The sequence below is a fragment of the Pedobacter sp. GQ55 genome, assembly GCF_059758925.1.
Genome location: NZ_JCAXEI010000003.1, coordinates 554,885 through 580,219 on the forward strand (window position 1 = coordinate 554,885; position 25,335 = coordinate 580,219).

General features: G+C 37.9%; 21 protein-coding genes. 8 read left to right on the plus strand and 13 right to left on the minus strand.

Going from position 1 to position 25,335, the window contains the following annotated elements:
- The first annotated feature begins 165 nt into the window (after positions 1 to 165).
- The 4 genes from AC6CH7_RS11340 to AC6CH7_RS11355 all read left to right on the plus strand — a co-directional run bounded on the left by AC6CH7_RS11340 (position 166) and on the right by AC6CH7_RS11355 (position 3,217).
- Entirely contained in the window at positions 166 to 1,539 is a 1,374-nt protein-coding gene (locus AC6CH7_RS11340; RefSeq protein ID WP_498262810.1) for an NAD-dependent succinate-semialdehyde dehydrogenase, read from the plus strand.
- Positions 1,540 to 1,614: 75 nt separating this feature from the next.
- Entirely contained in the window at positions 1,615 to 2,109 is a 495-nt protein-coding gene (locus tag AC6CH7_RS11345) for an SRPBCC family protein (RefSeq protein WP_498262811.1), read from the plus strand.
- Between the two features lie 95 nt (positions 2,110 to 2,204).
- Positions 2,205 to 2,714: a GNAT family N-acetyltransferase gene (locus AC6CH7_RS11350; RefSeq protein ID WP_498262812.1), complete on the plus strand. Its 510-nt coding sequence runs from the start codon at positions 2,205 to 2,207 to the stop codon at positions 2,712 to 2,714.
- A gap of 20 nt (positions 2,715 to 2,734) precedes the next feature.
- Positions 2,735 to 3,217, plus strand: coding sequence for a MarR family winged helix-turn-helix transcriptional regulator (locus AC6CH7_RS11355; protein ID WP_498262813.1), 483 nt, complete (start codon positions 2,735 to 2,737; stop codon positions 3,215 to 3,217).
- A 3-nt stretch (positions 3,218 to 3,220) separates the two neighbouring features.
- Here AC6CH7_RS11355 and lspA read toward each other — a convergent pair whose 3' ends face one another.
- The 3 genes from lspA to AC6CH7_RS11370 form a co-directional block, all read right to left on the minus strand.
- On the minus strand, positions 3,221 to 3,730 hold the full coding sequence (gene lspA, locus AC6CH7_RS11360; RefSeq protein WP_498262814.1) for a signal peptidase II: 510 nt from the start codon (positions 3,728 to 3,730) through the stop codon (positions 3,221 to 3,223).
- Positions 3,731 to 3,890: 160 nt separating this feature from the next.
- Positions 3,891 to 4,247 carry a LiaF transmembrane domain-containing protein gene (locus AC6CH7_RS11365; RefSeq protein ID WP_498262815.1) on the minus strand — a complete coding sequence of 119 codons (357 nt, stop codon included), beginning with the start codon at positions 4,245 to 4,247 and terminating at the stop codon, positions 3,891 to 3,893.
- A gap of 106 nt (positions 4,248 to 4,353) precedes the next feature.
- The gene (locus tag AC6CH7_RS11370; protein ID WP_498262816.1) at positions 4,354 to 5,943 is read right to left on the minus strand and encodes a M1 family metallopeptidase; all 1,590 of its coding nucleotides are present in this window, start codon (positions 5,941 to 5,943) and stop codon (positions 4,354 to 4,356) included.
- A gap of 218 nt (positions 5,944 to 6,161) precedes the next feature.
- Between AC6CH7_RS11370 and AC6CH7_RS11375 the strand changes: the two genes are divergently transcribed.
- The 3 genes from AC6CH7_RS11375 to AC6CH7_RS11385 all read left to right on the plus strand — a co-directional run bounded on the left by AC6CH7_RS11375 (position 6,162) and on the right by AC6CH7_RS11385 (position 7,701).
- Positions 6,162 to 6,653 (plus strand): superoxide dismutase family protein, encoded by a 492-nt coding sequence (locus tag AC6CH7_RS11375; protein WP_498262817.1) that lies wholly within the window; start codon positions 6,162 to 6,164, stop codon positions 6,651 to 6,653.
- 159 nt (positions 6,654 to 6,812) lie between these two features.
- Complete coding sequence (locus AC6CH7_RS11380) at positions 6,813 to 7,445, plus strand: hypothetical protein (RefSeq protein ID WP_498262818.1); 633 nt, start codon at positions 6,813 to 6,815, stop codon at positions 7,443 to 7,445.
- Between the two features lie 16 nt (positions 7,446 to 7,461).
- Entirely contained in the window at positions 7,462 to 7,701 is a 240-nt protein-coding gene (locus tag AC6CH7_RS11385) for a hypothetical protein (RefSeq protein ID WP_498262819.1), read from the plus strand.
- A gap of 6 nt (positions 7,702 to 7,707) precedes the next feature.
- Here AC6CH7_RS11385 and AC6CH7_RS11390 read toward each other — a convergent pair whose 3' ends face one another.
- The 10 genes from AC6CH7_RS11390 to AC6CH7_RS11435 all read right to left on the minus strand — a co-directional run bounded on the left by AC6CH7_RS11390 (position 7,708) and on the right by AC6CH7_RS11435 (position 24,279).
- Positions 7,708 to 8,232 (minus strand): RNA polymerase sigma factor, encoded by a 525-nt coding sequence (locus tag AC6CH7_RS11390; protein ID WP_294874777.1) that lies wholly within the window; start codon positions 8,230 to 8,232, stop codon positions 7,708 to 7,710.
- 125 nt (positions 8,233 to 8,357) lie between these two features.
- Positions 8,358 to 8,546, minus strand: coding sequence for a hypothetical protein (locus AC6CH7_RS11395; RefSeq protein WP_498262820.1), 189 nt, complete (start codon positions 8,544 to 8,546; stop codon positions 8,358 to 8,360).
- 68 nt (positions 8,547 to 8,614) lie between these two features.
- Positions 8,615 to 9,673 (minus strand): UDP-glucose--hexose-1-phosphate uridylyltransferase, encoded by a 1,059-nt coding sequence (locus AC6CH7_RS11400; protein WP_498262821.1) that lies wholly within the window; start codon positions 9,671 to 9,673, stop codon positions 8,615 to 8,617.
- Between the two features lie 18 nt (positions 9,674 to 9,691).
- Complete coding sequence (locus tag AC6CH7_RS11405) at positions 9,692 to 11,902, minus strand: alpha-galactosidase (RefSeq protein ID WP_498262822.1); 2,211 nt, start codon at positions 11,900 to 11,902, stop codon at positions 9,692 to 9,694.
- A gap of 20 nt (positions 11,903 to 11,922) precedes the next feature.
- Positions 11,923 to 15,264, minus strand: coding sequence for a DUF5107 domain-containing protein (locus AC6CH7_RS11410; protein ID WP_498262823.1), 3,342 nt, complete (start codon positions 15,262 to 15,264; stop codon positions 11,923 to 11,925).
- A gap of 51 nt (positions 15,265 to 15,315) precedes the next feature.
- The gene (locus AC6CH7_RS11415) at positions 15,316 to 16,662 is read right to left on the minus strand and encodes a sugar porter family MFS transporter (RefSeq protein WP_498262824.1); all 1,347 of its coding nucleotides are present in this window, start codon (positions 16,660 to 16,662) and stop codon (positions 15,316 to 15,318) included.
- Between the two features lie 60 nt (positions 16,663 to 16,722).
- Positions 16,723 to 18,669: a glycoside hydrolase family 97 protein gene (locus AC6CH7_RS11420; RefSeq protein ID WP_498262825.1), complete on the minus strand. Its 1,947-nt coding sequence runs from the start codon at positions 18,667 to 18,669 to the stop codon at positions 16,723 to 16,725.
- Positions 18,670 to 18,675: 6 nt separating this feature from the next.
- Positions 18,676 to 19,659 carry an aldose epimerase family protein gene (locus tag AC6CH7_RS11425; protein ID WP_498262826.1) on the minus strand — a complete coding sequence of 328 codons (984 nt, stop codon included), beginning with the start codon at positions 19,657 to 19,659 and terminating at the stop codon, positions 18,676 to 18,678.
- A gap of 5 nt (positions 19,660 to 19,664) precedes the next feature.
- A complete protein-coding gene (locus tag AC6CH7_RS11430; protein WP_498262827.1) occupies positions 19,665 to 21,215 on the minus strand; it encodes a RagB/SusD family nutrient uptake outer membrane protein in 1,551 nt (516 codons plus the stop codon).
- Positions 21,216 to 21,225: 10 nt separating this feature from the next.
- Positions 21,226 to 24,279, minus strand: a complete 3,054-nt coding sequence (locus tag AC6CH7_RS11435; protein WP_498262828.1) for a SusC/RagA family TonB-linked outer membrane protein — start codon at positions 24,277 to 24,279, stop codon at positions 21,226 to 21,228.
- Between the two features lie 166 nt (positions 24,280 to 24,445).
- Here AC6CH7_RS11435 and AC6CH7_RS11440 point away from each other — a divergent pair, with 166 nt between their 5' ends.
- On the plus strand, positions 24,446 to 25,333 hold the full coding sequence (locus AC6CH7_RS11440; RefSeq protein WP_498262829.1) for an AraC family transcriptional regulator: 888 nt from the start codon (positions 24,446 to 24,448) through the stop codon (positions 25,331 to 25,333).
- Positions 25,334 to 25,335 lie beyond the last annotated feature (2 nt).

Here is a 25,335-nt window from a genome sequence, read left to right on the forward strand (position 1 = left end):
TATTCCTATTGCAAATACTTAGAAAGCTTAGGATATTTATTTTAAATAATACCAGAAATTTAACTGTTAGACACCTCAATAAGATGGCAAATGGGACAAGAGCAAGGTCAAACAACTTTTGATTACATCTGTTGATCAATTAGCGGGCGAATAAAATAAAAAGATATGAGCATTCAATCAGTTAATCCGGTTACTGGAAAAGTAATCAAAAGCTATAAAGAACATTCCTGGGAACAGATCGACAAAAAAATAGCGACCACACAGACTGCGTGGTTAAAATGGCAAAACACAAGTTTTGCTGAAAGAGCTTCTTTGTTAAAGAAAACATCTGCGTTGCTTATACAACGTAAGGAAAAACTGGCAGCTTTAATGGCCTTGGAAATGGGCAAACCGATTAGAGATGGTATAGCCGAAATTGAAAAATGTGCATCCGTTTGCGATTATTATGCAGATAATGGTGAGGTCTTTTTGAAAGATGAGTTAATTAAAACAGAGGCTGTTAAAAGTTATACAAGTTTCCGGCCTTTAGGAGTGGTATTCGCAATAATGCCCTGGAACTTTCCGTATTGGCAATTATTCAGGTTCCTGGCTCCTGCCTTAATGGCTGGTAATTGTGGTGTGTTAAAACATGCATCTAATGTTAGTGGCTGTGCATTAAGTATTGAACATATAATTAAAGATGCCGGATTCCCTGCAAATGTATTCCAGGTTTTGTTAATTAATAGTAAAGTTGTTAAACAGGTTATCGCACATCCGTACATCAAGGCGGTTACGTTAACAGGAAGTACAGAAGCAGGCATACAGGTTGCGCAACAAGCGGCTCAGCAACTAAAGAAAAGTGTACTGGAGCTTGGTGGTAGTGATCCGTATCTAATTTTAGAAGATGCAGATCTTGAACTGGCAGCCGATATCTGTGCGCAAAGCAGACTCATAAATAATGGCCAAAGCTGTATTGCTGCCAAAAGATTTATTGTAATAAAGAAAATTGAAAAGGAATTTGTAAGGCTGTTTAAAAATAAAATGGCAGCTAGAATAACAGGTGATCCTTTTGATGCTGAGACCAACCTGGGGCCAATGTCTAGATTAGATCTTAGGGATGATCTACATGAGCGAGTGAAAGAAAACATAAAGGCAGGTGCCAAATGTATTCTTGGAGGGCAAATCCCTGATTTTAAAGGCCGACATGCATTTTACACCCCAACAATTTTAACCGGTATAAAAAAAGGTATGCCTGCTTATGAAGAAGAAATTTTTGGTCCGGTAGCGCTAGTGATTTCAGCAAGGAATACGGATGAGGCGATAAAAATCGCAAATGACACCCCTTTTGGCTTAGGTGCTGCAGTATTTACGAAAGATGGCTCATTAGGCGAACAGATAGCAAAGACACAATTAAATGCCGGCTCTTGCTTTGTAAATTCATTAGTTAAGTCTGATCCCAGATTGCCTTTTGGTGGGATCAACCAATCCGGTTATGGTCGTGAACTGGGGGTGTTTGGTATCAGAGAGTTTGTGAACATTAAAACTGTTTACATTAAATAAGTGCTATCTTGGCTTTTATGGCAAGCCATATTTTATATTACTAAAGTTAAATTTGAATTACCTTAAGCAAATGCTATGAAAAACTTTGATTGGACCTCATTTACAATAAGAATTTTAGTGAGAGCGAGTCTAAGCGATATTTACAACGCCTGGACCAGAAGCGCTGAAATAGAAAAATGGTTTTTGAAAGAGGCCGTCTTCACCAACACTGATGGAAACAAAATAGGCAAAGATGATCCTTTACAGAAAGACAACTTTTACGAATGGCTCTGGTACTTATATGATGATAAGGCAACAGGTAAGATAACAGAAGCAAATGGTTCTGATTTTATCCAGTTTACCTTTGAGGGAGAATGCCTTGTTGATGTGAAGCTATCTGTTCAAAAGGACTATGTTTTAGTGGAGCTTACTCAAAAGAATATACCTACCGACGAAAATAGCATGCGGAATATTAGATTGGGATGCCATAATGGATGGTCATTTTATCTTGTTAATTTAAAATCTATTTATGAAGGAGGAATTGACTTAAGAGGTAAAGACCCTGACTTTAAGCCAATGCTTAATACCTAATCCCTTACTCAAATTATCATAAAAATCTCACATTGTGTATTTCTACATGAATATATGTAGTTAACTACGTACTTTAGAACATAAATTAAAAATGTATGAGTACCTCGATATCAATAGAACCCATTTACAACAACTACTGTGCACGAATAATTGACATTATTCTCCCAATTCAACAGATCGAATTTGGAGTGCCAATTACACTGGAAGGTCAGCCAGATCTTTTAGATATAGAAACGAATTACCACAAGGATGGTGGCGGATTTTGGGGCGCTTTAAATAATGAAGAACTAGTAGGCACAATAGCATTGATGAATGTTGGTCATCATACCGGGGTTATCAGAAAAATGTTTGTTAAAAAAGCTTACAGGGGAAAAGAACTCAACATTGCCCAAGGGTTGCTTGAATCACTTATTGATTACTGCACGCAGCACGATATAACTGATATATACCTTGGCACTGTAGACATACTGAAGGCTGCCTGCAGGTTTTACGAAAGAAATGGTTTTGTGAAGATCAATGTAGAAGCACTTCCATCCTACTTTCCAAGAATGATGGCTGACAACACGTTTTTTCACTTAGATTTGAGAAATTTAGCACTTAAATAAACCATTTGAAATATCAGCACATGAATGTAATTAATGAATCAGGTATTCTGGCTATATCAACAAGGCTACAGCGCTTAAGCGAGCAGTTTCGTAAGGATGGTTTTCTTCTATATAAGGCACACCATATAGATTTTGAACCCAAATGGTTTCCTGTTATCTATACGCTGCATTTTAAACCCGTGTTAAGTGTTGTTGAACTTGCTGCTGAAATTGGTTATACCCATCCCTCAACCATTAGCTTACTAAAAGAGCTGGAAAAGGAAAAGATCATACGTTCCAAAAAAGATAAACAGGATGAACGGAAAAGACTCATTTTACTAACTGAAAAAGGCAAAAAACTGCTTGAACAAATGAAACCTGTATGGGATATAATGGTTTTGGCTTTAACTGAAGTAACAAACACTACCAACAATATCATGAAAGCTATTGCCGAGGTCGAACAAAAACTGGAAGAGCAAAGTTTTTTGGAACGGGCAAAAAAAATATCACCACCTGCTAAATAGCTTTTAAGCTAGCTCTGGATTAGCTCTTTTAAAATACAAATGGGTTAATATCATTAACATACCTATCATTATGGATACATCTGCAATATTAAACACACCCGTTTGAAAGATTCCAAAATCTATATGCAAAAAGTCAGTAACTGATCCGTATAATAGTCTGTCGTATAGATTCCCTATACCACCACCAATTACAAAGCTAACACCAACAATTAGTAATTTATCCAATTCGGTTTTGCTCAAAATATAATAGATGCCAAAACCCAATACAAACAATGGTAATAAAGAAAGCAGCACAAACTTGATAGGTGCAGGCAGTGCCTCTCCTGAACTTAAAAAAGCACCCGAATTCTCAACCTTAGTTAACGTAAAATTGTTACTAATGATCTTTATGCTCTCATTATAATCTACATGCTTTCTTACAATACTTTTAGTAACCTGATCGCAACCAATGTTAAACAATACAAGTGATAGAACTAACACCCTTCTAAGAATCTTTCCTGTTATCATTTTCATGTGTTAAATACACGCTTAATATAGTTATATGTTGTGTATGATTAAAGGTAAATGATTTTTTTTACCTGTGTACTACCTTAAATCAGGTTGATAGGATTGTTCTGGTACAAAAAAAGGCATCCGCGTCCGGTTGCCTCCTTTTAATATATGATAGATTTAATTATTTTCTGTTTCCGAAATCACAAAACTGAACGTCTTTTTTAGGCCTGAAAATCATATAAAGCCCTACACCTATTAAAACCAATGCAGTCGTATATTGTGAAATATCAAAGAATACCAGATCCTTTAAAGTAAATACACCTCCAAGTATCACAAAAAATACCCAAACACCTGCTTTAAAGTTCTTCCTATAGCCTATTAATAATCCGAAAGCCAGGAAGAATGTATGCCAGCTCAACACCCAGAATGGAATATTAAGGCCGATGTTTCTTAATAAAAAGATGGCGCCAACTACAAGTAAAAAAATACCCATTCCGAAATGGCGATTTGATCTGGTTTTGTTATTTAAAGTTTCCATAGCTTTTTTTTCTTCAAAACTACTTGCAAAAACAACGCTCACCAATGCTGAAGGGCTGTATTACAGAAAACACTCGGTAAATAGCATTAAAAATTCGGTAAAATGTTTAAGGCTGTTCACTAAATGATCCTGACTTATTAAGCAATTGGAAATATTTATCCAGATTGGTACCTAAAGATTCTTCAAATGAAGCTTTTAAATCTTCTGGTTGGGGATGTTTATTCTTCCATTTATCAAAATAATGTTTAAAGGCGATATCCATTTTATCTCTTCCAACAGAATTTTCAAGGATATACAACCATAATGCAGTCTTTATGTAAGAAGTCATGCTGTAATCATCAGAAGAAGTAAATTTATCTGAAGGGGTTTCAATAGCCGATTTCATAGGGATGCTAGCCATTGCACCATAAGTGCGATCTAAAAATTCCTTTTCTGGTAAAGCTTTAACTTCTGCTGGGATAGCATCACCAAATATTGAATTGGCCCTGTATTTTTCAGCCTCATATCTGAACTGAAAATAAGTATTTAGGCCTTCATCTAACCAGGTATGTTGTCTTTCATTGCTACCAAGCATACTCATAAACCAATTATGACCAATCTCGTGCGCAATAACACCATCTAAGGATTCCTTTTTAGCATCAGGGCTTGTAATTAATGTAATGGTCGGGTATTCCATACCTCCGCTTGAATTATTTGCCGGCCCCTCAACTACCTGTACTACGGGGTACTCATACTCACCAACCCAGTTGCTGTATTTTCTTACAGCATCTTTTGTATAATCGATGCTATTACTCCATAACGTTTCTTTTTTATTGTGGTAGTAGTTAAAAGCATCAATTACTTTACCGGATGCTAGTTTAACTGTATCGTATTGTATTACGAAATCCTTGTCAGCAAACCAGGCGAAGTCCGGAACGCTGTCAATTTTATAGGTTAGCTTCTTGGTAGCACTTTTGTTTATAGGTTTGTAAACTACAGGATCTCCTGTTCTATTGGCAACGTTTTTTGCCCCAATGCTTTTATACAATGCAAGCTCATCTGTATTCTGCAATACTCCTGTTGCACCTACTACATAGTTAGATGGTACAGTTATATTTACTTTAAACGTGCCGTAGTCGCTGTAGAACTCTCCCATATCAAGATAAGGAAACTCGTGCCAGCCATTCTTATCAAACACGGCAGGCTTAGGATACCATTGGCAAACCATAAACTCGCCATCAGCAAAACCTGATCTGGAAAAATAAGAAGGTAGTTTTACTTTAAAATCAGTAGTTATTGTAACTGAATCACCAGATTTTAAGGGCGACTTTAACTTTAGCTTAATCACATCAATATATTGGGGATTAGGATGAGCCTCGGTTTCTGCCGTTTTTCCGTTTACTTTAAAATTCAAACCTTCAATGCTGCCATATGTGTATTTATCCAGTTTTTTAACGCGCGAAGTATCATTCTTTATCTGCTGGAACAATGCTGTAGATTCCTGTTTATAGGCATTTGGCCAAATATGGAACCAGATAAAGTCTAATTCTGATGGGGAATTGTTTTTATACACTATAGTTTCAAAGCCTTTTAAAGACTTATCTTGATCGTTAAGGGCAACATCAATATTATAATTCACATGCTGTTGCCAATATTTGTCTTGTGCGAATGTTGCAGATGCTAAGCATAACAATAAAATTATCAGGTATTTTCTCATCGGTATATAATCTCCTTTTTACTTAAGTTTTAAATATAGTACTCTGTTTTAATTTAGCAAGCACGCACACTCATATCAAAAGTTGCTCCAATTTATTCTATTCTGCCAACCAAACACAAATTCTATAAAACTTAAAGTGATAGGTTTTGTTCTAAATAGTAATTACCAATATATATAACGATATGAAAAATTATTTAACAATCGCCATTATAACAATAGTGGCATTATTTACTTCCTGCTCTCCTACTGCAGAAGTTGAAGTAGCACAAGCAAAACTAGCAACAACAGCTGATGCCAAAGACATAGGAATGGCAAAATTCTATCAATTAAAAGACGGGAAAATGAGAATGGATCTGGAACTTAATTTTCCGGCGAGGGCCGACAGTACTGTGGCTGTTCATTTTCATGAGCATGGGGATTGTGGGGACATGGGAAATAATACGCATGGACACTGGAACCCTACAAACGAGGCACATGGTAAATGGGGTTCTGCCGCATATCACTCTGGCGACATTGGAAATATTCAACTAGACAGCAAAGGACACGGTTCAATTTCAGTTACCACAGATAGGTGGAGCATTGAAGAAAATGACATCAAAAACATCATTGATAGAGGAATAATAGTTCACGGAGGTACTGATGACTATACTACCCAACCTACAGGAAATTCTGGACCTAGAGTGGGGTGTGGTGTAATTGTTAAACTATAATTTTAATAAGGTTCAATTGAGTAGGAACCAGTAACTGTACCTACTCAATTTCCAATTCATCCTACAGATTGATACAAATTAAATCACTAAAATTTTGCGCTAAATTCTTACAACCAAATGGGTTATGGATTGTTATAAGTATATATAAACTTATAAAACATGAAAAAATTATTGTTGCCCGGTGCAATAGGAATGGTTCTTCTATTTACCATTTTGTTAAATGCATGCAATAGTACGAAGATCATTTCATCATGGGCAGATCCTCAGGGGACAATAGAAAAATCTAATAAAGTGCTCGTAATTGGATTGATGGGTGCAAAAGACAGGAGTCTTAAAGAGAATGTGGAGAATGTGACAGTGCAAAATCTTAAGGCCCGTGGCATTAATGCAGGATCGGCATTGGCTGAGTATGGCCCAAAAGCCTTTGAAGGTCTGAGTGAATCTCAAGCGCTTAAGAAAATAAGAAATAAAGGGTATGATGGTACTTTTACTATTGCTTTGCTGGATAAAACAAAAGAAAAAAATTACAACCCTGGTTCGGTAAGCATCTGGCCCAGAACCTATCGTTTCTGGGGCTATTACCACACGATGTATGCGAGGGTTTATGAACCGGGATATTATACGGTAACCAATAAGTTTATACTTGAAGCGAATTTCTATAGCTTGAATACCGAGAAACTGATTTATTCCGTGCAGACCAAGTCATTGGATCCTTCCAGTCCCCAGGCCCTTGCTACAGACTTCAATAAAAGGTTGTTCGATGATATGAGTAGCAAAGGTGTAATTAAATAATAGGAGGATACAACATATGAGAACATTTCCAGTTAGATTCAGGAAAGCGAGCATGGAACTGGATGTCCTTGTAACTTCATCCGATAACTGCCTAAAATTTAAAGTAGAATTGGTTACAGGCGAACCAGACCCGATTGTACTGAGTCGGGCCAACGGAAAATGGACCATAGAGCATCCAGGATCAAGATGCTTTCCTCCTGAAGGATATGAAGACCTGGAAAAGGCTATTGATAACTATTTAGAGAAGAATCCATAAAAATTATCAACCTTTAGCTGCAAACTCATCCGTGTACATTTTAAGGTTCTTTTTTAAGATCCCCCTGGCCATGTGTATTCTTGTTTTTACTGTTCCGATCGGGACATGCAGCATTTCAGAGATTTCATGATACTTAAAGCCTTCAAAATACTTAATGAACGGGGTTAAATATTCAGGTTGAAGTTTCTTCATCGCATTATGAATATCTTCAAGCATAAATTTATTTTCCCCTGAATTCCCTGTAGCACTATTCTGTAATTGCGAGACAGGGATTTCTTCGTGCGTAGTAATGAATGACCTCGTCTTTACTCCTCTTCTATAGCTATTGATAAAAGTATTTTTCATGATGGTATACAACCATCCCCGGAAATTTGTGCCATCCCTGAATTTTCTGGAATAGCGCATCGCCTTTAATAAAGTATCCTGAACCAGATCATTGGCGTCCTCATAGTCTTGGGTAAACTTAAAGGCAAAAGTTTCTAGAGCGCTTTGATTTAGACTAAGTTGGTGGTTGAAATCAGTAGTGTTCATAGCGAGGAGGTTTAGGAGTGACTACTTTTTAATTCATTTTGTTCGACATTTCAATGGCATTGTTATCTGTCAAAAGACGTACCAAAATACATATAACGTTTTGATAACCTATGAAGAAAAAATCCCTATTCCTGATCCAGATATTCCATTCCCAAAGGGGTTATAGAAGCTGAATGCTGTACGCTATGTCTGTTGATTGTTATAAAACCCAACTCTTCAAGTTCTTCATACTGTTCTTCCATTCCGCCCAGTACTGAAGAACTTACTTGTTGGTCAATAATCTCTAATAATGATTTTATCTCCTCTTTTTCCATGGTATTAATACTTTAGTAGATTTCTTTAAACGTCTACTTAAAGTTAATAAAAACCATTTGTTTTTTAACTATGAAAGATTATTGCTTTTATAATGAATATCAGATAGGTTTCTTAAAGTTTCTGCAGCTGCTTCCGGTGTAATATCACGCTGAGGATTACCAAGCATTTCATATCCAACCATAAATTTTTTGATTGTTGCAGATCTTAAAAGTGGTGGATAAAAGTGCATATGCCAATGCCATTCAGCATGATCGCCATCGTTTACCGGCATTTGATGCATACCAGCCGAGTAAGGAAATGAAACCTGGAAAAGGTTGTCGTATCTTACGGTTATATTTTTCAGTGCTGCTGCAAGGTCTCCTTGTTCTTGCTCTGTAAACTCCAGCACGCTTCTTACATGTCTTTTGCTTATAATCATGGTTTCATAAGGCCATACCGCCCAAAAAGGTACCAGTACTACAAAACTATCGTTTTCAAATACTATTCTCTTTTGCTCTTTAAGCTCTACTTTAAGATAGTCTGTAAGTAAACTTCTGCCGTTTACCTGGAAATATTTCTTCTGATTTATTGTTTCTTTATGGATCTCAAGGGGGAGGCTGTTCTGTGCCCAAATCTGGCCATGAGGATGAGGATTACTGCATCCCATTAATTCACCTTTGTTCTCGAATATCTGAATATGCTTAATTGAAGGGTTATTACTTAAAGTCTTAAACTCTTCTGCCCATAACTTAATAATCCCTTTAATTGCTATCAGATCAAGTTCTGCCAATGTAAGATCGTGTCGTGGGGAAAAAGCAATAACTCTACAAATTCCTGACTGACTTTCTGCTTTCAGTAAACCGTCTATAGCTATTTCTCCTACTGGAGTATCCGGCAACAATGCTGAATAATCGTTTGTAAAAGCAAAATTGGTAGTGTAATCCGGATTTCTGCTTCCGTCTGCTCTTTCGTTACCTGCACATAGGTAACAAGTAGGATCATGCTGAGGTCGGTTGTCGGCAGGCAGTGATTCTAACTTTCCCTGCCATGGCCGTTTAGTTCTGTGCGGAGATACTAAAACCCACTCTCCTGTTAAAATATTCTGCCGCGTGTGCGGATGTTCATTCAAATCAAAATTGGTATCCATCTTGCGTTATCAGTTATTCTATTTTACTTCTTCGATCTTTAATATTACACTCGCTCTTGAAGAGTTCACATCAGGGTTAAATCCTACTTTCATCAAGAAATCTCCTGTGTATGATTTGCCGCCTTTTATAGTAGAAGTAGTGCCCGGATAAAGATTTATCTCTTCAATCTTGTATTTCCTGGCAGCATCCAATCCCTTTAATAAAATCGGCAGGCTACTGTTTACTCCATATCTGTAGTTTACAAGATAGTTAAATATCACTCCTGAGGATTTGTTTTCATCCATGTATAACATAGAAGCCACGCTAGATTCTTTTGGGTTTGATAAACGATATTGATTACCCTGCCAGATGATAGACTTTATTTCGTTATAAGTTTTAATTGCATCCTGACAGTATTTAAGGTCATTCTCTTTTAAATGACTAACCACAATGTCGAACCCTAATTTACCCATCATGGCCACATCAGTACGGAACTTAATTGGTTGTTTACCCCAATCGGTTACATGGTTAGAGCTTGCTATTGCAGGGTAGAAATAAGAATATTCCCACTGCATAAAAATACGTTCAAGCGGATCTGTATTGTCACTAGGCCAAAACTCTGTAAAATATTGCAATGCAGCATAATCTACCCTGCCGCCACCGCCAGAGCAAAGCATCATTGGAACTTTAGGATATTTAGCTCTTATTCTCTCCAATACTTTATATAATCCACGTACATATTCAATGTAAAAGTGCGACTGATTTTTAAGGGTAGCAGAGTGTGCATTATAGATGACCGCATTACAATCCCATTTAATGTAGGCTAAATCCGGATTTTTAGTGAATAGATCATCAACTACACCATATACAAAGTCTTGAACTTTAGGATTAGTTAAGTCAAGCACCAATTGGTTTCTAAAATAATACTCATCTCTCTTAGGTTGCTTAATTACCCAATCAGGGTGCTTTTCATACAATTGACTTTTAGGATTCACCATTTCAGGTTCTATCCAGATACCAAATTTCACACTATTATTCTGAGCTTCCTTAACTAACGACGAGATTCCGTTAGGTAACTTCTCTTTGTTTTCTTCCCAGTCACCTAAACCTGCAACGTCACCATTACGAGGGTATTTATTTGCAAACCATCCATCATCTAATAAAAATAAGTCAACACCTAGTTTCTTAGTATCCTTTAAAAGTCCTGCAAGTTTGCTTTCATTGAAATCAAAATAGGTTGCCTCCCAGTTGTTAAGCAAGGTTAATCTGGTACCCTTACCATCCAGAAGTTTGTAGTTTCTTGCCCAGCTTTGAAGATTTCTGCTCGCTACCCCCTTACCTTGCGTAGATAAGGTATACAGGAATACAGGAGTAACAAATTCTTCATTTGGTTTAAGTGTATACGGAGAAGCGTAATTGTTTATACCTGATATAATACGTAAGTTATCCTGATAATCCACTTCCAGATCTGTACGGAAGTTGCCGCTATATTCTAAAGCACCAAATAGTACAGTACCTTCATCCTCAGTTGCCGGCTTATTTAGAGATACCATAAATACAGATGGCTGAAAAAGATTAGCTCTTGTACCCAATTTAGTATCAAGCGTCTTTATGCCATGGGTAAGTTTTGATTCTTCCGACTGCATCTCTTTTGCCCAGTCGCCATGGTATTGGTTCAAATAATAACCTGCACTTTTTATGTGAAGATTAGCTGAGGCATATTTATGAAGTGTTACATTACCTTTTTCATTGTGTTTAATGGAAGACCATTGCTCTACAACATCTTCTTTATAGTATGTTTTATAATAAAGCGTAACTGTAAAATTATAAACCGGATCTTTCAAAACTATACTTAATAATGAAACATCATCATTAATCTTCTTTAAATCATGACTAACATACTTTAAATCCAATGAGTTATTGCCATCTGCATGTGTTACTGTTATTGCAGGCTCTAATAAATTCCGTGAGCCCGAAGCAGTGTAGGCTGAGTTTAGCATTCCTGTATAATCCGGAGTTTGCTTAAATACACCAGACACCTCACCGTATTCACTGCTATTCGATAATTTTTTTCCAAAATAAACTGTTCCCAGATCTTTATTCGTATCTGCCTGTAATATCAAAGCATTATTTTGCGTTTCTATTGGTATAATGGTTTGTGCGGCTAGCTTGCCCAGATTTAACATTATACTTGCAGAAAGCATAGCAAATGACGCATAGGCTGGAATTGAGTGTGTCTTAAATCTCATGTTAAAAAATATATTTGGTATTACGTTGTATAATTAAAATTTTGTTTAACCATGTCTAAATGAAGCCTTGCTCCCAGGTGCTCTGCATCAAGTTCCAGGGCTTTTAATAGCGCATCTATGGCATTTTCAAATTTTGCAAGGCCAAGATAGCCTAAACCTTGGAGAAAATAGCAATGAACTTTATTTCTAACGTTAAGGTCATCTTCAAATATTAATAAGTTTGGTAACGATACAGCAAAGTAATCAATCTTAACTTGATCATTAATGTGCTGATTCCCATAGCTTATTAGTTTATTGAATATCTGTTCAGCCTGCGCTGCATTTCCAAGTTTCTTCCAGGCCAGTCCCTGATAAAATATTTTGTCAGGTTGCTGGTCGTTGTAAAACATAGCCGCGGATGGTTCGTCAAGTCCCTTTGTTGCGATGTTAAAATACTTCCTTGAGTTCTCTTCGTCATTTAATCCTTCATACGCACAACCCAGCCAATAGAATATATCATTCTCCTGTGCTCCATATAACTTTCCTTCACCCAGATTATGCGGATAAGTTTGTGCATCATTAAGCAATGAGATGGCCTCTTGATACGATTGGTTCTGTATTTTTTCTTTGGCAAGCTCAATAAGACTACATACATATTGGCCTGAAGCCTTACCTTCTCCACCTTCCCAAGGGTGGAATTTACGTTGCATCAGCAATTGAAGTGCTTTCTTGTTCTCGCCAAGGAAATTATAAATTGATATCAAATCAAGGTATACGTCATCTCTTTGTAATGCGGTATCCAAATTCCTTTTCAGAAAGCTTAAACGTTCATTAGGGCTTCTGTTTAATCTTTTATAGAGTTGATGTAGCTCCATGCATAAACGATCATCCTGAGGGTCTAATTTAAAAGCCTTTTCAAAATAACCTAAAGCCTTATCCTGATCATTTTGTTTGTTAAAATAGGCAATGCCCAGATTTCTTAATACAGTTGGAAAATTACCATTTAGTTGCGCAGATGCCTCCCAGTAAGCAATTGCTTCGGGATACTGGCGTTTGTCATAAAACAAATTTCCAAGATAGTATGGTGCTTTTGAGTCATCCGGATTTAACTGCATGGCAGCTCGTAGAATTTTTATTTCCTGTAGCCGATTAGGAAAACACAAGTAAGAATCTGCTTCAGCGGCCGTTTGAAAATAATTACTTGCAAGCTCAGTCTGAGCCAGTTTGTGGTGAAAATATCCCAGGTAATAATAAACTAATGGATTTGTCTCTTTTCCTTTGATGGCATATGTAAGTAAATCAATTGCTTCGGAGAATAGATCAGATTCTGCATAATCTATAGCATATTCAATAAAGTTCTGTTCATATCCCCTGGCTAGTGTAACTAGCTCCTTCAAATATTTTTCTTCATTTAACGCATCGTTCAATGATCTGTAAACACATACTTTCTCAAACAATGCGCCTAAATTAAATACGTCTTTTTCCAGAGCCAGATCCGTGGTGCGAATTGATTGATCTGCCTGACGCAGCTTTCTGTAAGCCGCAGATTTTACAACATAAGCTTTACTATTATTGGCGTTGTTATCTATCGAGTGATTAATGTGGTCTAAAGAAAGTTCGTAATCTCCATTACTCATATCAATCTGTGCTACAGATAAATAGCCACTATCTTTGTAAGCTTTATTCCAGGTAGATTTGTAGAACACTTTATATGCCTCTTCCTGTTTGTCCTGGAATTTAAGAGATAAGCCCAGGTTATAATACGCCTCACAATCATAAGGATTGGGATTTCTTTGGATACTGGTTTCTATGGATTTGCGGAAATAAGGTTCACTTTTTTCAAATTGCCCTCTTCTTAAATACCAAAGGCCTAATGCATTGTTATTTCTTATATCTCCATGCTCTCTTTCTAAGGCCTTTTCATAGTATGGCACCGGACTATAAGTGGCGTGCCTATACTGTTCCAGATGTTGTCCTGTTAAAAATAATTGTTCATTGCTTTTAATCTCTTCTGGAGACAAAGCAGGTTTTGCCGGTTCCGGAATATCATTAATTCTATTCTTTAAAGGCTCATATCGCAATAGCTCGCGCCCATTAGTATTATTAATAACAAGCAATAATTCATTCTCATTAAAATCTGCTCCTACCGCTAGTTCTTTAACATATACCTCTTTAGGTGTAATACTTGCAAGCTCCTCAAAATAAGTCTTATTGCCATTGGTCAGCTTTATCAACAAGTTGTTTTGTACAGATGTTACATAAATTTTAAGTTCAACTTTTCCACCTATTTTATTAATAGCCAGCAGAATATCTTTACTCGCATTCTTAACTACGCCCAATGATCGGTAAGGCATAAAATATTGTGTGAAAGACTTTTCCTCATTTGGCATCAGCCAGGTAAAATCAGGTTGATTATCAGTAAACATACCTGTCATTAACTCAATATAAGGGCCGTCTTCATCTGTTAGGTTTCTATCCCAGGCCACACCGAAGTCGCTATACCCCCAGGTCCATTGTTTTTTACCAGGCGAAACATGATGATTTGCAACATGAAGTAAACCTGCTTCGGTATCGTGCTCATATCCTCCTACAAAATCATAATCAGAATTGATGGCCATATAAGAGGTTGGAACTGGAATATTCTTATACATTGATATATCAGTTCCTGGTGAGTAATCAACTTTGTAATAGGTTCCAGTTGCAATTGGAAAGGTAGAAACATCTCGTTTTCCATGATCAAAAACGGCATTTACATCAGGTGGAAAAACAGATTGGTAATGATCATTTACCTTTACAGCCGGATTTGCCCACCATAAAAAGGTTTGTGGTAGCTCTGATCTGTTTAACAGCTTAGCTTTAATTTCAATATATGCTTTATCCGGGTAAAGGGTAAAACCAGCCATTCCCTTGGTATGAAACATCTGCTCAACCTCATTAACCCAAATAGTTTTACTGCCATCACTATTTTCTTCGAGCTTATAATCAATAGCATTAAAGGTGGTTGGTCTGTGATGCTGAGGCCAGTTAAACTCTATACCTCCCGAAATCCAAGGACCTGTTAAACCCACTAATGCAGGTTTAATTACCTGATTATAGTAAATAAAATGCCTTTCCTTTATTTTGTCGTATGCCATCTGAATGCGTCCACCCAATTCAGGCAGAATCATCATTTTGATGTAGTCATTTTCCAGAAATAGCCCTGTATATTGTTTGTCGATCTTCTCGTCAAGTATCTTCTCTACAACAGGATTAGGATAAACAACGCCGCTGCTTCCCTGATAAATTCTCTTTTCAAAGAACATAGGGTTTTTATTGGGCTTACCGATGCCATAGGTGGGTATGGTAACCTGCTCTTCCCAGACGTTTACGCTCATGCTTTTCATTATAATAATATTTTAAATGCTTTAGTTTTACTTGGGGTGTTTAGGCGCTCGTTAGTGTCTTACAAAATTATCTTCAAGCTCTTCCAGTGTTTGTCCTTTTGTTTCTTTAACCCTGCTTTTAATAAACAGGAAGCCTAAAAAGCAGATGCCTGCGTATAGATAAAATGGCCCAAAAGTGCCTAGCTTTTTGGCAAGGATAGGAAAAGTGAAAACGAGGATGAAATATGCACCCCATAAAGATATGATGGCTACAGACGATGCTGCTCCGCGTATTTTATTGGGGAAAATCTCAGATATCAGCACCCATGTTACCGGGGCCAGCGAAATGGCATACATGCTAATGGCAAGAAGTACAAAAATGGAGACCAGACCCGCAGGAAATTGGTTCTGCAGCAGGAATGCCAGTACAATGTATACTATTGATAATCCGAGGGAGCCGATGAGCATAAGTGGTTTTCTACCCAGCTTATCTACCTGCCACATGGCCAATAGCGTAAAAATTAGGTTTACTGCTCCTATTGCTACTGTTTCGAACAGCTGCCTGTCCAGGTTTGCACCAACAGATTCAAATATCGTAGAGGTATAATTGAACACTACATTGATGCCGCATAGCTGTTGAAAAACAGCCAGTATAATACCAACTATTACTGCAGGGCGTACGCTCTTTTCAAACACTGCCTTGTAAGATTGTTTCTTAATCCCGACAAGTGATTTCTCTATATCGGCGAATGTTGAATTTACAAATGATTCGGAACCAAGTTTGAGTAATACCTCTTTTGCTTTTGCCTGCTGGCCTGCTTTTACAAGCCATCTTGGGCTTTCTGGCAGCCATAAGACTCCTATTAAAAATATAACTGAAGGAACTACTCCTAAACCAAACATCCAGCGCCAGGCGTCGGGTCCTGCATCGGCCAGGAAGTAATTTACAAGATTAGTGATCAGAATTCCTATTACTACGGTTAACTGGTTAATGGCTACATTTCGGCCCCTTACCTTAGCTGGCGAAATTTCTGCTATATACATCGGGCATAACATAGACGCCATACCCACTCCTATTCCGGCCATAAACCGCATCACAACAAATAGTGTTAAAGTCGATGAAAAGGCGATGCCAATTGATGAGAGTGCAAAAATAAGTGCGGCTATCATGAGCCCCGGCTTGCGTCCATAACGATCAGCAATGTTTCCTGCAACCAGGCATCCGGCAATACATCCTAATGCCAGCGATCCGGTTAAAAAGCCCTCCCACCATGCGTCCAGCATAAATTGAGTTCTTAAAAAAGGTAAAGCACCTGATATTACAGCAAAGTCGAAACCAAACAGATAACCGCCTAAGGCAGAAATGAAGGATATACCGATGATGTACTTATGATTAAAACTTATTTTCTCTATGCTCATTTAGGTTAATTATCTGGTAGGTTAAAATTGCTGGTTTTATTCTCTTTGTCAAATAGATTATTATTTCTTAAAGATGGACTTTTCTATCATTATTGCAGCACCTCCCCCCGAAGAAAGTTTAAGGTCTATCTTAGTGTTGCTGTTTACACTAATTGTTTTAAGATCATAGTGGGTTGCATTCACATCTGCATCCTCAGCATCAGTATAAATTTGGGCGGTATAATTTACTCCGGGCTTTAAAAAACTGAAGTCTAATTTAAGATTCCTTGCGGTCCAGTTGGTCATTGCACCAACATACCAGTTGTCTCCTTTTCTTTTAGCCATCACTGCATATTCAGCTAGTTTAGCATCTATTACTTTGGTTTCATCTGCTACAGTTGGTACAGCCGAAAGGTATTTCATAATGTCAGGAGCTTTTTCATATTCAGTTGGGGAGTCGGCGAGCATACCTAACGGCTGATCATAGATCACATACATGGCAAGTTCATGGCAGCGTGTTCCCTGCCCTGATGGCAGTCCTGGGTCAATGGGCTTAAATGCTGCCTTAGTTTTGTTACGCATTGCACCTGGAGTATAATCAAATGGGCCGGCAAGCATCCTTACAAAAGGAATAATCAGATGATGATCAGGATTGATGGTATAATCCCACTTATCAGACTCAGCTCCTCTTACGGCTTCATAATTTACAATATTCGGATAGGTCTTCTCTAAACCCGTCGGCTTGCTACAGCCATGAAAATCTATCATAAGTTTTCGTTTTGCTGCCTCTTTAGCAATGAGTTCCAGCCATTGAATAGCCTCCTGATCATCGCGATCAAAGAAATCGACTTTGATTCCCGCGGCGCCTATAGAACTCAGGAAATCCAGATTTTTATTGAGATCTTTTAATAATGTTGAAGCAACACACCATAAAAATATGCCGACTTTTTTTTCCCTGGCTCTTTTTATTACACCTTGAACATCTAATTTAGGATTAACCTTTGTAAGGTCATAGTTATTAGACCATCCTGCATCTATCATCATGTATTCCAGTTTATTTGCAGCGGCAAAGTCAACGTAATAGTTGTATAAATCCGTATTCCTGTTTGCCATCCCCGATGGAATACTTGCCCCGGGTAGCATGGCATCATGCCACCATTCCCATGCGGCTTTTCCTGGTTTAATCCATCTGGTATCTTTAATTTCTGATGGACGCGCAAGCCGGGTTATCAAATGATTATCCAGCAAATCTTTATCATTGTCGGTTGCGATAATCACCCGCCATGGAAAGGCCCTGTTTCCATCAGTTCTGGCTAAAAAATCGCCCCTTTCTTTTACTACAGAAACAAAATCACCCCAGCTCCCCATTACGGCCTTGGTTGGGTATCTTGCCCAATCACCAATACACTGTGCGCCTTGTTTCTGGATATACATGCCCGGATAGCCAAATAAATCAGACTCTGCAATAACTACTTTTATTCCGGTACTTTTATCATCAAAAAGTGCAGGAGTTGTAGCGCGTTTGCCACCCGATATTTCTGCAATCGATGAGTATCTAATATACTGGCCTTCCCAACTGGTATAATTGTCTGTTTCCTGCAGTATAGCTGCTGGTTTTCCATTGATGTTAAATGTAGCCTTTTCCGCAACTACCTGTATCGAATCCTTAAAGCTGGTCACAAAACGATAAGCAATACCTTCGTTATAAGCCCTAAAAATTAAGGAGTATCCCTGATCAGGCATTTCAATAGATAACTCATTGAAATCTTTGCCTCTTAAAGTTCTTGTCTTTTTCACTTGTGCAGCTTTACCTAATACTTTGTTTTGAAGCGTCATCGCTATGGCTGAAGGAAGAATAACTATTTTGTTTTTAAAAGATACGGAATAAGTGATGCTATCACCGATGTTTACTTTTACCTTAAGTGTATTATCGGGAGCGCTTAACTGGTAGATTTTATCTTTGGCAATGAGTTCTGCTGATAGGCAAAAAATGAAGAGGAAGATTACCAGAACTGGATTTGGTTTCATATGTAGCTAAGTTTCGATACTGAATTTATAGGTGATACTTTCCTGATACAAATGATCAGGCTCAAGTATTGTTGAAGGAAAGTTTGAGTGATTTGGGCTGTCGGGATAATATTGACATTCTAAACAGAGGCCATCCAACGGTTTATATGGCTTCCCTGAGTGTCCATTGTACTGGCTTTCCAGGTAATCGCCGGTATAAAGCATAAGCCCTGGGTAGCTGGTGAATATTTCTAATATGCGTCCTGAATCCGGATCTGTCAGCGTAGCAGCAGCGTTTTGGTCATTTAATACGTAACAAGTATTTATCTCTTTTAGATTGTTTATTTGAGTTGTTCTTGTTCTTAAGATTCTGCCTGTAGGAATATGATCTGTTCCAGCTTCTACCACACTTTCGGCATTGATTGTAAGCCGGTGCTTGAGAGAATTACTTCGGTCATCAGCGGATAAATTAAAGTAACAATGATTCGTAATATTGACCACTGTTTTCTTATCAGTCACCGCGGTATAAGTAATTAAAAGTGAATTGTCTGGAGTCCACTGATAACAGACTTCCAACGTAAGATTACCTGGATACCCTCCTTCTCCATCCTCACTTAATATTCTGAATATTAATAGGTCATAATCTATAATACAATCAAATACTTTACTATTGAATCCTGTTGATGCACTGTGATTTGAATTGCCGTTATCATTTGCTTCAAGCTCATAGTCGATGCCATCCAGATTAAAGCTTGCTTTTGCAATTCTGTTTGCAAATCGACCTACAGTTGAACCCAGATAACAAGTGTCGTCCAGATAACCTTGCAGCTCCGGAAATCCAAGAGTAACATTACCTAACCTATTATTTCTATCTGGTACTACAATTGACACAACTGTAGCACCATAGTTTGTTAGTTCTACAAAGGCACCGGTCTCATTCTCTATTCTAAAGAGATAGATGTCTTTGTTTTTATAGCTGCCCCAGGATTTCCGTGATATGCTGCTGCTCATTATCCCTAATTGTTTGAGTAGCCAGGGTTTTGGTCTGATTCAGCTATGTCGTCATTCTGTTTTATTTCCTGCAATGGAATTGGATAGCGATTATGATATTCCTGAATACTTCCTGACTCTTTAGTCCATTTATTTCTTTGTTTTGCAAGTTCAACCAATTTACCTGTTCTAATCAGGTCCATTCTTCTCCATCCTTCAAAACATAGCTCACGCATTCTTTCGTCCATGATATTAGTGCTGAAGTCTTGTTGAGACATGCCTGCATTCCATCTTTTATCTGAAGGTAAATTACCTCCCCATGCCCTTGTTCTGATGGTACTGTTAATTAGATCTACAGCTTGTGAGGTGGCACCAGTTTCATTTAATGTTTCAGCATAGCACAACAGAATGTCTGCATAACGAAGGTAAAAGATGTTCTTTCCTGATAACCAGAAGCTAAGCTTGCCTTCGGTTCTAGGATCTTCGAATTTCTTAACGTGAGGATCAAGTTCGTCGCCACCAAACGCTGGATTTAACGTTGGAACCTTACCTTTGTAGGTAAAATCATAACGAATACTTTCGCCCTTTCTAACATCCCCATCTTCCCATACACCACCATCTGATGTATTCTGATAACAGTACTTAGTAGGTACCATTAAATCATAACCCCCAAAATAGCAATACTGGTCAACTTCAGCTAATGAGCGCGATCCCATTTGCCACTGTGTTTGGTTATTGTCGGGATAAACATTGTTAAACTTAAATTCGTAAATAGATTCAGTTGTATTTTGTTTCGTTGGGTCCCATAGATCTGCATATTTAGGTACCAGACTGTAACCGCCGTTTTCTACTACCTGTTTAAACATATCTCTGGCTTTTGCATAATCTTTGGCACCAGAAGCTTCTGGTGCATAGAGGTATACTTTTCCAAGCAAAGCCTGGGCAGCGCCCTTAGTTGCTCTTCTTTTGTCAGTTTGACTTACCGGTAAATACTTAACTGCATTCTCCAGATCTGTAATAATGAAGCTGTAAACCATATTTAAAGGTTGGCGTTTGGTACCATACTCCTTGAATTTGGCCTGGTCGATAATAGGAATTTCACCCCAATATTGAGTCATTTCAAACGTAAGTGCAGCTCTGATGAAACTCGCCTCACCAAGGATAATGTTCTTACGTTCAGACTCCTCAGCATTCAAGCCCAAAGCGTATACCACTTTCGCAGCTGCCGAGATAACTGGCCATCTGCTATTCCATTGCTCTGCAAGCGCTGTGTTGCTGGCACTAAGGAAGCCATTATATCTGTCGATACCTGCCTGACGATCGTCTGTCCGAACCTGATATGCACCTTGTTGTGCTTCATCTGTTCCCATAGTAAAGATAAAACCACCTCTGTCTTTTTTAGTGTTACGCCAGCTGGTATATAGGCCTAAAACCAATGGCTCTATATTATCCAGACTTTTAAAAACCTCTTCTTCTGTTAAAGCCGTTTGCGGGTCCTCTGTGATGAATTTCTTGCAGGAACCACTAGTTAGCACTATCATAAATGCCAATACTATTAAACTATATTTCTTTTTCATCTTAGTAATATTAAAATCCAACATTTATACCGGCAACAAACATTTTTGATGTTGGGTATCCATCTCCACCTTCAGGATCGTATCCTTTGTACTTTGTAATCGTAAAAAGGTTTCTACCTGTTACATACACTCTCAGATTGCTCATTTTTGCTTTCTTAACAAATCCTCCAGTGAAGTTATACGATAACGAAAGTGCCGCCATCCTTAAAAAAGAGGTATTTTGAACCGCGTAATCAGTTTCTCCAACACCATAACGTCCACTGCCGGTGTAGGCTCTTGGAATGTTGGAATTGGTGTTTTCCGGTGTCCAGCGATCCAGCACATCCGTAATTCCAGCATACTCTCCTGAACCATTCAACAAACCTTCGTATAAACCGCTAATCGCTTTACCTCCGTAGTTATAGTTAAATACTGCATTTAGCGACAGGTTTTTGTAAGCAAAATTTGTAGAGAAACCACCATAAAATTTAGGGTCCTTTTTGCCAACCACAATTCTATCGGCATCGTCTATCTTATTATCCCCATTAACATCAACCGGAATAATGTCGCCCGGATGAATCGTACGACCTCCGTAATCAATATCTTTAATGCGCTCAAGATCTGATTGTTGAGCTATCTTTTCGAACTTGTAGGTATAGATGGAGTTTAGCGACTGATTTAAAAACAAGTTTCCTTCCCTCTGTATATCTACTCCTGTAAATCCTCCATAATTATAGATCGCGTCAACACTTCCATATAACTTTGTGATCTTATTTTTATAAGACGACAGGTTTACCCCAAAATCCCATTTGAAATCATCCTGATCAATAATCTTGGCATTAACGTTAAATTCAATTCCTTTGTTTAACAATGAGCCAACATTATCGATGGTATTTTTAAAACCTGAAGTGGTAGATAAAGTTCTCTCCATTAACAAGTCATCATTATGAATAATGAAATAGTCGGCACTAAATGTCAATCTATTATTTAATACAGTTACGTCCAGACCTAAGTTCAGCTGCTTTTGCTTTTCCCATACCAGGTTTGGATTCCCTAAACGGCCATCTGAAACGTAGGTTACAGAGTTGTCTGAGAAAACAGGTCTGTATAGCGAGCGATACGCGAAATTAGGGATGTTCTGATTACCCGCAATACCGTATCCTGCGCGTAATTTTAGTGCATCAACATTTATACCCTCAAAGAAACTCTCTTTAGAGATATCCCAAGCCAAGGCAAGTGAGGGGAATAAGCCCCATTTATTGCCATTGCCAAATCTCGAGGAACCATCATACCTGCCAGTTAAGGTTGCAAAATATTTATTATCGTAGTTGTAATTAAATCTTGCTACGTAGCTGATCAGGGAATTGGTTACGAAATCCGAACCTAATTGAAATTGTTCTTTTAGGTAGGCGCCTCCAAGATACTTGTAAGAGAAATCATCGGTAGCAAAGCCCGAAGCGTCGATCTGATTGTAATTGTAGTTGTTCTGAGATAAACCAAAACTCACTAAGCCAGAGAAATTATGTTTTCCGTAAGATTTGTCGTAAGACACAGAATTATCCCACTGCCAGTTCATCCAGCTTTCTTTCTTTTGTGTTGCCCTTCCATTATAGGAGTTGCGAAGCGATTGCCCAAGGTCTTTAGGAATATAATTAAAGTAATCTTGGGATCTTACGTCGAATGATACGCCTGTACGAATATTTAAGCCGGGAATTGGTGTCGCTACTGCATAATTTGAAGTAAGCAAGCGGTTTTGTTTTCCTTTACCATCTATAGTTAAGCTTCTTATCGGGTTATAAAGGTCTGTACTCTGAATTCCTTTCCAGCTTAAATAGGTTATTTTATCGTCAATAGGCAACAGAGGATTCGCATTAGCGGCTATGCCGAATACCCCACCATCTATGTATGACTCTTCAGTTCTCGAAAAACCAGTATTAGTTCCAATTTTAAACCATGGTTTAATTTTCTGATCGAGGTTGATCTGTCCACCATATCGTTTGTAATCTGAAGTTTTTAATAATCCGCCCTGATCCGTATAGTTAAAGCTCACATACATGGAACCATCTTCACCTCCCTTTGAAAACGTAGCGGTATGATTTTGCTGTACTCCTTTTTTAGTGATCTGATCCAACCAGTTATAAGATTCGCCTCTATTGTAAACGGCCAGCTCATCAGCACCAAACGCAATGGAGTTCGGCCCAAGTAGCGTATTGATGTATGCTTGCCTATTTGCAGTAGGATTTTCATCCATGTATTTGTTGGCGTAGGCATCTAACCTTAGGTCAACTATTTGTTGTGCATTTAAATAAGATAAGTTTCTTGTAAATGATTGTACGCCAACCCAGGCGCTATATTCAATTTTCCCTTCTCCACTCTTTCCTTTTTTGGTGGTGATCAAAATCACCCCATTGGCACCCCTTGATCCATACAAAGCCGTTGCCGACGCATCTTTTAACACATCAATACTAGCAATGTCATCAGGATTTATGGTGTTGAACGCTTGTTCTATTACCAAGCCATCTACTACGTAAATAGGGTCTGCACCAAATTTAATAGAGTTATTCCCTCTTACTTTTATAGATACACCACCTCCGGGTCTGGGGTCATTACTCTGTACCAGTACACCGGCAATACGGCCTTGCATAGCCTGGTTAACATTGGTTACAGGTAATTCACTAATGGTTTTGTCTGTTATGCCTGCAACCGATCCGGTAAGATCCTTTTTTCTGATGGTTACACCTACTACAGTTACCTCTTCCAGATTGTTGTCCTCTGGAACAAGAGATATATTCATGGTGGCCGAAGCAGGAAGTTCCTGAGTTATATAGCCCACAGAGGTAAAAACAATTGTTGAGTTTGCCGCGGTGCTTAGCGTAAACTTACCGTCCTTATCGGTTGATATACCGGTGCCCGTGCCCTTGACCTTCACTGAAACACCTGGAATGGGTAATTTGTCGTCCTTTCCGGTTATCCGGCCTGCGACATTAATTGAATTCTGAGCGAAAACTGTAAAACTACACTGTAAAATGAGAAATATGAGTAAAGCATACCATCTTACAGTTCCTTTAATCCTAAAGAAAGACATAGTGAATAATATTTGGTTAATCCCGTTTAATATTTGTTAGGATAAACTTACGGGGAAATTAGAAGCCAGAAATGGACTAACTAAGACAAATAATGGACAATATTATCATAACTGAAGTGTTACAAACTGTAAAATAAGTTACATTTATTATACCTTAGCGTTTAATATGACAGAGGAAAAAAAGAAAATCAAAGAGGGATTTTTGGGACAAAAAATGATTGTCCTTACGCCTAATATTAGGAAAAGCATTAAGAACAATCCTTTAATCAATTCTTTTTACCTTACGGCAATAGGCTACTATCCCCATGCCTTGGGGCATGATCGTGAGCGGAAAACAGGTTCTGCAGAATTTATTTTACTTTACTGTATTGATGGAGAAGGTACTGTTGAATTGGATAATAAGGTTTATGTTTTAAGAGCAAACACATTTTTTATCATCCCTAAAAATGTACCCCATAGATATTTTAGCTCCTTGAAAAACCCGTGGAGCATATACTGGATGCATTTTAGTGGTGTTAATTCAAGGATGATTTATGAGCGTTCTCTTGTTGAGGGACAACACGAGGTACATTCAATTCCTTTTGAGCAAGACCGAATAGATGTTTTTAACCAAATATATACCATGCTCGAGGAAAGTTTTGGTACAAAGGAAATGGAGATCATGAACTTCAGACTACTCTATCTTGTAACCTCCTTGATTTATTATAAGGAGATAAATCCTTCTGTTTATAATAAGGATGCTGTAAGCAGCTCCATTACATATATGAAAGAGAATCTTGATAAAAAACTTACAGTAAACCAACTTGCCGACCAACAGAAGATATCTCTATCACATTATTTAAGGATATTTAAGCAAAAAACAGGTATTTCACCAATTGCCTATTACAATCAGCTCAAAATACAGCACTCTTGCCAGTACCTTTACTTTACCGACAAAAGCATTAAAGAAATCTGTTCAGTACTTGGTATTGATGATCAATACTATTTTTCACGATTATTTAGCAAGCTTATTGGTACCTCTCCTTCAGAATACAGAAAGAAACATAAAAAATAGTT